The sequence below is a fragment of the Photobacterium malacitanum genome (assembly GCF_900185615.1).
GTDB lineage: Bacteria > Pseudomonadota > Gammaproteobacteria > Enterobacterales > Vibrionaceae > Photobacterium > Photobacterium malacitanum.
The window spans coordinates 73,649-80,599 of record NZ_FYAK01000013.1 but is presented as its reverse complement, the minus strand read 5'-3'; the positions used below and the strand labels follow the sequence as shown (position 1 = coordinate 80,599).

The window sequence follows — 6,951 nt, the reverse complement described above, 5'->3', positions numbered from 1 at the left end:
CAAGCTATCAATCTGTTACCGCTCGACTTGCATGTGTTAGGCCTGCCGCCAGCGTTCAATCTGAGCCATGATCAAACTCTTCAATTAAAGTTTTGTTGTTTCTTTCGAAACGGCTCAATGAATACTGTTAAAATATCGATTACTAGAAGCTAGTAATGATATTTGAATTGACTGTGCCAAATAATCCTTCTCTATAATGAGAGGAGTTATTTGTATTGGTCACTAGTATCATTGATAAATCTTTCGACTTAACTATTCAACGAGTGCCCACACAGATTGCATGGTCAAATTGTTAAAGAACATCCTGACTTTCGGTAACCGCTTGCGCCGTTGTCCGTGTCAGTGAGGTCGCATTATAGGGAGATTTTATTGGCTGACAATAGTTTTTTTACCCCCAAGCAATCAACTGCTTTTTTTTTAATCTACCTGCAATTTTTAATCTATTTTTTAAACACAATAAAGCTATTGCTATATGGGTTCTGTCTATACATTGCCATTATTAATCGCGACACAATTTAAAATCTGTGTTTTAGATATATAAATAGAAGGTATAGAAGGTATAGAAGGTATAGAAGGTATAGAAGGTATAGAAGGTATAGAAGGTATTATGCGATCACAAATAAAACTATCACAATAAATCAATACTCAAAAAGAGCAGTCGCGGAACGATTGCTCTTTCTGATAATGATTATGCGTTTTCAGCTAACCATGCTGGTACATTTTTAACGCTGTCTAAAACAACATCCGCTAAAGCTTCACCTTCTGCGGTAATTGCTTTACCTGTACGTACTAATACTTTGAAAGCAACATCAGCCGCAATTGCCGCTTTCATATCGTCCGCTTTATCACCAATCATTACTGATTTTGACATATCAATATCTAAATAGCTTTGTGCAGATATCAACATACCAGGGTTTGGTTTACGACAATCACAATCTTGTAGATATTCACCTTTACCCTCTGTTGCATGATGTGGGCAATAGTAAATACCATCTAATTCAACACCTTGATCTTCGAAATTCCAATCCATCCATTCAGTTAGGCTAAGAAACTCATCTTCGGTGAACATGCCACGAGCAATACCTGATTGATTAGTAACTAAAACAAGTAAGTAACCCATTTCTTTGAATTTTTTACATGCACCAAAAACACCATCAATGTATTCAAAATCATCAACAGTATGTACATAGCCATGATCGACATTTATTACGCCATCACGATCAATAAAGACAGCAGGTTTGGCCACAAGAAAGCCCTCAACAAGTAGATATTGTGGTGATTATGTCACGAGTTGGCAGCGAAAAGTATTAGTTATCACATTCACAGAGATGATCACGATATTACCAATACTATTATAAATGCCAATAACCATTTAGACGTCTAGACGTAAAAATAGCTATTGACTTAAAAACCGATTGGCCATAGCATCAGGTTAACAGCAGTTAAGATGATTTAACTACAATAACCAATAATTAACAACTAATGCAATATCGCATCACTGTCATATAATCATTTCATCTAAGAATCAGGAAGTTCAATGATAGAAATAAAACAAGTAAATAAGGTGTTCTATCAAGGTGAGAAAGCGATTAATGCGCTAAAAGATATAAACCTTACGATTGAACAAGGAACGATTTTCGGGGTGATTGGTTCATCTGGCGCAGGAAAAAGTACCCTGATCCGCTGTGTGAATTTATTAGAAAAACCGACCTCAGGTAATGTCGTTGTCGATGGTATTGACTTAACACAGCTATCATCAAATGAATTGACTTTGGCTCGCCGCAAAATTGGCATGATTTTCCAACATTTTAATTTACTGTCATCACGGACTGTATTTGCCAATATTGCTTTGCCGTTAGAACTTGCGGGTATATCAGCTCACGACATTAATACCAAAGTAACAGAGTTATTGTCACTAGTAGGTTTAGAAGATAAACGTAATAGTTACCCTTCAAATTTAAGTGGTGGTCAAAAGCAACGAGTAGCTATTGCTCGTGCTTTAGCCTCTGATCCTAAAGTTTTATTATGTGATGAAGCCACCAGCGCACTTGATCCAGCAACAACCCAATCAATATTAGCTTTGTTACGTAAAATTAATCAGCAACTTAATCTAACCATTTTATTGATCACTCATGAAATGGATGTTGTTAAAGGTATTTGTCATCAAGTTGCGATCATCGGTGATGGTGAGTTAGTTGAGCAAGGTTTAGTGAGTGATATTTTTGCTCATCCAAAAACCGCACTAGCAAAAGCCTTTATTCGCTCAACCTTAGATTTGTCGATCCCTGAAGATTACCAATCACGCATGACTTCAACCCCAGTAACAGGCAGTTATCCTTTAATTCGACTGGAATTTACCGGAGACTCTGTTGACGCACCTTTAATTAGTCAAGTAGCACGTGAGTTTAATCTCGACATCAGTATTCTCAGTTCAAATATGGATTATGCAGGTGGCGTCAAATTTGGTTTGATGCTAGCGGAGTTCTTTGGTACTCAAACTGCTATTGATGATGCTATTTCTTTTTTACGTGATCATAAATTACAGGTTGAGGTGCTAGGTTATGTCGCTTAATTCAATAACAACATGGTGGCAGAGCAATCAGCGCCTAACTGAATTACTTATCGATGCGCTAGGACAAACATTGACGATGGTGTTTGTTGCGGGTCTGATTGGTTTCATTATTGGAATTCCACTCGGTGTTGCTCTTCACCTCACTAAGAAAAACGGTTTATGGCAAAATCCAGCCTTAAATAAAATACTTGGCATTGTGGTTAATATCGGCCGTTCAATCCCTTTTATTATTTTATTAGTTGCGATTATTCCTTTTACTCGATTTGTGGTTGGCAGTTCAATTGGTACTGCTGCGGCAATTGTGCCACTTACTGTCGGTGCAATTCCTTTTATTGCTCGTTTAGTGGAAGGCGCATTACTGGAAGTTCCAGCAGGACTCATTGAGGCCGCACAAGCAATGGGCGCAACCCCAATCCAAATCATAACCAAAGTGCTATTACCTGAAGCGCTACCAGGCATTATTAATGCTGTCACTATTACTCTAGTTACTTTAATTAGTTATTCGGCAATGGCGGGGACTGTTGGCGGTGGCGGTTTAGGCGATGTCGGTATTCGTTATGGTTACCAACGTTTTGACGGCACGGTTATGGCCATCACAGTTATTATGTTGGTCATTTTAGTACAACTGATTCAATCTATTGGAGATCACTTAGTAAAACGTGTTGATCACCGCTAACAACTCAAGCTGTTATTTATTATTTACATCATTAGGGAAAGCCCATTTAAGGAGAAATATTATGGCGTTCAATCTTAAACATCTTTTTGCCATTGCTGGCGTTGCTGCTGCAGTTACACTCACAGGTTGTAGTGACCAAGAAACAGCTGTTGTTGATAACAATAAAGTAAAAATTGGCGTAATGGCTGGCGCTGAAGAGCAAGTTGCAGAAGTTGCAGCGAAACAAGCTAAAGATAAATATGGACTTGATGTTGAATTAGTCACCTTTACTGATTATGTGTCACCCAATGCAGCCTTAGCTGAAGGTTCAATTGATGCTAACGCCTTTCAACATAAACCTTATTTAGATCAGCAAATTAAAGATCGAGGTTATAAGTTTGCAATCGCAGGTAATACCTTCGTTTACCCTATTGCTGGCTACTCTAATAAAATTAAATCCGTGGATGAATTAAAAGATGGCGATCAAATTTCGGTTCCTAATGATCCGACAAACCTTGGCCGTTCATTATTGTTATTACAGCAACAAGGTTTAATTACTCTTAAACCTGATGCGGGGTTGACGGCAACGGTATTAGATATTGTTAACAATCCTAAAAATCTTAAAATCGTTGAATTAGAAGCGGCACAACTACCACGTTCATTAGATGATGTTGCTTTAGCGATCATTAATACCACTTATGCGAGTAGTCTAAACCTTACTCCAGAAAAAGATGGCGTATTTGTTGAAGATAAGCAATCACCTTATGTCAATATCATTGTCGCGCGTCAAGAGAACGTCAAAGCAGAAAATGTTCAAAAGTTCATTCAAGCTTACCAATCAGACGATGTCTATAATTCAGCCCAAACTATCTTCAATGGCGGTGCCGTTAAAGGCTGGTAATCACGCCAATTGATCCAATCTCCATCAAGAGTAGGCTTCATCGCCTACTCTTTTTTTATGTTATATTATCAAATTACTTTCAGCTTATAATTGGCTTAATTTGATGGCTTATAGCATTGAACCTATCGGTATTGTCCACTCTCCTTATAAAGAAAAATTCGCTGTTCCGCGCCAGCCAGGATTAGTGCCTAGTGCTCGCTGTGAAGTGATTTTACACGATAAGGCTAACTCATTAGATGCCGTACGCGGTATCGAGCAGTTTAGTCATGTGTGGCTATTATTTTTGTTTGACCAAAACTTAGAGGCAGGTTGGCGACCAACAGTTCGTCCACCTCGACTTGGAGGTAATGAGCGAATTGGCGTTTTTGCCAGCCGCGCAACTTTTCGTCCTAATGGTATCGGTATGTCGGCGGTTAAGTTACGAGGCGTTCGTCATAACAATGGTCAAGTCATTATTGATATTGCGGGTGCTGATTTGGTTGATGGCACACCCATTATTGATATTAAACCTTATATTCCCTATTCAGACAGTTTACCTGAGGCAATAGGTGGTTTTGCGGCCAGCCAACCAGCAACACTTGAAGTGCAATTTGCACCATCAGCATTGCAACAATTAGTTGGCAAACATGCTGACTATCATCGAGCAGTTATTAGTGAAGTACTCGCGCAAGATCCTCGTCCTGCGTATAAAAAAGGCAAACCAGACAGCAAGCTCTATGCAGTAAATTTATTTGATTTTAATGTTCAATTTACAGTTACAGAGCCGAACATTACTGTTGTGAGTATCGATACCACTGTTCAATGATCGATTCAACACAGTTATCTTTGGCGAATAGCGCCGAGGCTGGTAATATAACAGGCTATCGTCAATCAAATTGACGGGTGGAACATCAGTTCCTTCTCTTTCCTTTTATCAATAACGGATACCATCAATGCGTACCAGTAAATATCTTCTTTCTACCCTGAAGGAGACGCCAAACGACGCAGAAGTCATTAGTCATCAACTAATGCTACGTGCAGGTATGATCCGTAAGTTGGCTTCAGGTTTATACACCTGGCTACCTACCGGTCTACGTGTACTGCGTAAAGTCGAAAACATCGTTCGCCAAGAAATCGATAATGCAGGCGCAATCGAAACTTTGATGCCCGTTGTTCAGCCGTTTGAACTATGGGAAGAGACAGGCCGCTCTGAAAAAATGGGCCCTGAACTACTTCGCTTTACTGACCGCCATATGCGTCCGTTTGTACTTAGCCCTACGGCAGAAGAGGTTATCACTAGCCTTGTACGTAACGAAGTAAGCTCTTACAAGCAACTGCCGCTGAACCTTTACCAAATTCAAACTAAATTCCGTGATGAGCGTCGCCCTCGCTTTGGCGTAATGCGTGCACGTGAATTTTGCATGATGGATGCTTACAGCTTTGATATCGATAAAGATGGCTTACAAAAATCTTTCGATGCAATGCATGCCGCTTACTGTAAAGCCTTTGACCGCATGGGTCTTGAGTACCGTCCAGTATTGGCTGACTCAGGCGCAATCGGTGGTAATGGCTCACAAGAGTTCCACGTACTTGCAGAAAGTGGCGAAGACTTAATCGCATTCTCTACTGAATCTGATTACGCTGCTAACATCGAAAAAGCAGAAGCTATTGCACCTGCTGTTGAGCGCGCACAGCCAACACAAGCAATGACAGTGATTGATACACCAAATGCAAAAACTATTGCAGAATTGGTTGAACAACACGGTATTGCTATCGAGAAAACAGTTAAGACACTATTTGTTAAAGCGTCTGATGAAATCGATGCACCTATCGTGGCATTGATCATTCGTGGTGATCACGAGCTAAACGAAATCAAAGCAGAAAACCTTGCTGAAGTTGCGTCTCCATTAGAAATGGCAACTGAAGAACAAATGCGTGAACTTGTTGGCGCGGGTGCGGGTTCTCTAGGCCCTGTTGGCCTTGCATTACCATTTATCGTTGATCACAGTGTTGCGGTTATGAGTGACTTTGCTGCCGGTGCTAACATCGACGGTAAACACAACATCGGTATCAACTGGGGTCGTGACGTTGAACTTGGCCGTGTTGATGATCTACGTAATGTAGTTGAAGGTGATCCAAGCCCATGTGGTCAAGGTGTCTTGATGCTAAAACGTGGTATTGAAGTCGGTCACATCTTCCAGTTAGGTACCACTTACTCTGATAAGATGAACTGTAGCGTCCTTGATTCAAACGGTAAGAATTCAATTCTAGAAATGGGTTGTTACGGTATTGGTGTATCACGCGTTGTGGCATCAGCTATCGAGCAAAACAACGATAAATACGGCATCATCTGGCCTGACGCACTAGCGCCTTTCCAAGTCGCTATCGTACCAATGAACATGCACAAATCAGAGCGCGTTCAAGAAGCTGCTGAGAAGCTATATGCTGATCTTACAGCAATGGGCGTTGAAGTCTTATTTGATGATCGTAAAGAGCGTCCAGGCGTCATGTTCTCTGATATGGAACTGATCGGTATTCCACACACTATCGTGATTGGTGATCGAAGCCTTGAAAACGGTGAGATGGAATATAAGAACCGTCGCACTGGTACTAAAGAAGCTGTTATGGCTGCTGATGTTATGGACTTTCTTAAGCAAAAAATGGCTTAATTAACAACCATGTAATTTAAAAAAGCTGCCAATTTTAGGCAGCTTTTTTTATAGCTAAACTCGCACAAACATTTTTTATCTGTTGTGCTGCTATGATAATATTCAACTCAGTAACACCATAAATATCTTCACCTAAGATCATTTTATTGTGATGTTAGGTGAATATTTTTAGCAA

General features: G+C 40.1%; 6 protein-coding genes and 1 rRNA gene. 5 read left to right on the top strand and 2 right to left on the bottom strand.

Annotation, left to right across the window (positions count from 1 at the left end; all coding sequences use genetic code 11):
• Together PMAL9190_RS17760 and gmhB are read right to left on the bottom strand one after the other, a co-directional pair.
• Window positions 1-87, bottom strand: a 16S ribosomal RNA gene (locus PMAL9190_RS17760); the annotation flags it as partial.
• Between the two features lie 601 nt (window positions 88-688).
• A complete protein-coding gene (gmhB, locus tag PMAL9190_RS17755; RefSeq protein WP_087846461.1) occupies window positions 689-1,246 on the bottom strand; it encodes a D-glycero-beta-D-manno-heptose 1,7-bisphosphate 7-phosphatase in 558 nt (185 codons plus the stop codon).
• Window positions 1,247-1,537: 291 nt separating this feature from the next.
• Here gmhB and metN point away from each other — a divergent pair, with 291 nt between their 5' ends.
• The 5 genes from metN to PMAL9190_RS17730 all read left to right on the top strand — a co-directional run bounded on the left by metN (window position 1,538) and on the right by PMAL9190_RS17730 (window position 6,776).
• Complete coding sequence (gene metN / locus PMAL9190_RS17750) at window positions 1,538-2,572, top strand: methionine ABC transporter ATP-binding protein MetN (protein WP_087846459.1); 1,035 nt, start codon at window positions 1,538-1,540, stop codon at window positions 2,570-2,572.
• On the top strand, window positions 2,562-3,248 hold the full coding sequence (locus PMAL9190_RS17745; protein WP_087846457.1) for a methionine ABC transporter permease: 687 nt from the start codon (window positions 2,562-2,564) through the stop codon (window positions 3,246-3,248). The genes metN and PMAL9190_RS17745 overlap by 11 nt, the downstream gene beginning before the upstream one ends.
• A gap of 61 nt (window positions 3,249-3,309) precedes the next feature.
• Window positions 3,310-4,128, top strand: coding sequence for a MetQ/NlpA family lipoprotein (locus PMAL9190_RS17740; RefSeq protein ID WP_087846455.1), 819 nt, complete (start codon window positions 3,310-3,312; stop codon window positions 4,126-4,128).
• A gap of 103 nt (window positions 4,129-4,231) precedes the next feature.
• Window positions 4,232-4,933 carry a tRNA (N6-threonylcarbamoyladenosine(37)-N6)-methyltransferase TrmO gene (tsaA, locus tag PMAL9190_RS17735; RefSeq protein WP_087846453.1) on the top strand — a complete coding sequence of 234 codons (702 nt, stop codon included), beginning with the start codon at window positions 4,232-4,234 and terminating at the stop codon, window positions 4,931-4,933.
• 127 nt (window positions 4,934-5,060) lie between these two features.
• Window positions 5,061-6,776, top strand: a complete 1,716-nt coding sequence (locus PMAL9190_RS17730) for a proline--tRNA ligase (RefSeq protein WP_087846451.1) — start codon at window positions 5,061-5,063, stop codon at window positions 6,774-6,776.
• The last annotated feature ends 175 nt before the right edge of the window (window positions 6,777-6,951 follow it).